Consider the following 1,695-nt stretch of genomic DNA (forward strand, 5'->3'; position numbering starts at 1 on the left):
CCCTGGCCGGCGAGGTCACGCGCTACGCCTACGCGCATGACGGCACGCGCCTGAGCCAGACCACCGATGCGACCGGTGCGAACCCCGTCACGACGCACTACCTGGTCGATCCGAATACTGCGTATGCGCAGGTCATCGAGGAGGCCGAGCAGCAGGGCAGCGGCACGCCCACACTGAAAGCGTTGTACGCCATAGGCGACGACAGAATCCGGCGCTACACGCCTGCCGTGGCCGGATCCGGTGGTGGTCCCGGCATCCCGGCGGGGCTGCGCTACTACCACGCCGACGGGCTGGGCAGTACGCGCCTCTTGACCGACGACACCGCGGCGATCACCGATCACCTGACCTACGAGGCTTTCGGCGAGCTGGATGCGGCGGCGTCAGCCCAGACCAGTGACAACGCCTTCATGTATACGGGAGAGCAGTGGGACCCGAATGCGGGGTTCTATTACCTGCGGGCGCGGTACATGAACCCCGCCAATGGGAGGTTTACGCAGCAGGATAGCTGGCCGGGCGTGGATCGAGATCCGCCGTCTATCAACAAATACACTTACGCGAACGGCAGTCCTTCGATGTTGACGGATCCGACCGGTAATTTCAGCCTTGTGGAGGCCAGTGCGGTTAACAACATCGTTGGACATTTAAGCGAGTTCAACGTCAGTAGCGGATTCGACCTCGGAAACAAGCTGGCTGATCCGGACAGCGACTCGCCCTCATTCGAAGGTTGGTCGATACTGGCTTCAATGGTGCCTTTCGGAACTGGCGCGAAATGGTTGAGCCGTGGCTTGAAGGAAGTGAAATACGGCGCCGGCGTTGTTCGTTACAGCATCAAGCATCCGCCGAGTGGGAAAGAAATTTCTGCTGCTGCTTTTATAGCCGAGAAGAACGGTGCGAAGGTCTTTCTGCGGGGCGATGGAGTTAAAGGCGCCGACGCGCTGATCGACGGAATGAAGTGGGAGATCAAGACGCTTGAGGCTGCGACAAACAATGCTGTCGCAGGCAACATCAAGTGGTCGGTCAAACGCCAGTCAAGTCGAGTCGTGATCGATGGAAGAGTCGTAGGGCTTACGGAGGATGCAGCGCGAGCTGGCATCGCACGAGCGGCGCGAAATGGTTACTCGGCTACGGAACTGATGGTGCTGCTTCCGGGTGATAAGATTCTGCGTTTTTGAGGGTGAAGCAAATGGACTTCGAATTTCGATCAAAAGTAGCGGAGTATTTTCGATCTCTTGCCGACGAAGACCTTGCACGCTTTTTCTATGAAGCCATGCAGGCACGCAACGAGTACCGAAGACATGAGGAAGGCGACTTTTGGAATGATGTGTATGTCATCGGTATAACCTCGCACATGTCGGGCGAACCAGCGGAGACCTATATCCTCGCCGCCGCGGTTGACCCTGATCAACCGGGCCTCGATGATGTGAAGCACCTGGGCGCGAACAATAGCGGACGGTGCGACGCTTGCAAGACGCTGATCCTTACCACGTCGAAGGTTGCTAGGTGCCCAGTCTGCGAGAGCGAAGTTGAGTGCACTTGAATCGGGTCTGCAGGTTCGGGTCAGGTTCACTTACCCAGGAGTCTGTAATTTGAACTGTGTAGCTGCTCTTTGCTAGAAGGCGGCGCAAGTCGCAAGGAGCGAGAGAGTGGCGAAGAAGTTGGACGAGTCGATGCTGGATGGCCTGCTGTCGGAGTGCA

Annotated in this window: 2 protein-coding genes; both read left to right on the forward strand. The window is 58.0% G+C overall.

Annotated features, from left to right (window positions below; translation table 11 throughout):
• Window positions 1-1,172 (forward strand): RHS repeat-associated core domain-containing protein (locus NON22_RS23920; protein WP_306673992.1); only part of this gene is annotated, 1,172 nt, incomplete at its 5' end.
• Between the two features lie 11 nt (window positions 1,173-1,183).
• A complete protein-coding gene (locus tag NON22_RS23925) occupies window positions 1,184-1,537 on the forward strand; it encodes a hypothetical protein (RefSeq protein ID WP_257389489.1) in 354 nt (117 codons plus the stop codon).
• The last annotated feature ends 158 nt before the right edge of the window (window positions 1,538-1,695 follow it).

Source organism: Tahibacter caeni (assembly GCF_024609805.1).
GTDB lineage: Bacteria > Pseudomonadota > Gammaproteobacteria > Xanthomonadales > Rhodanobacteraceae > Tahibacter > Tahibacter caeni.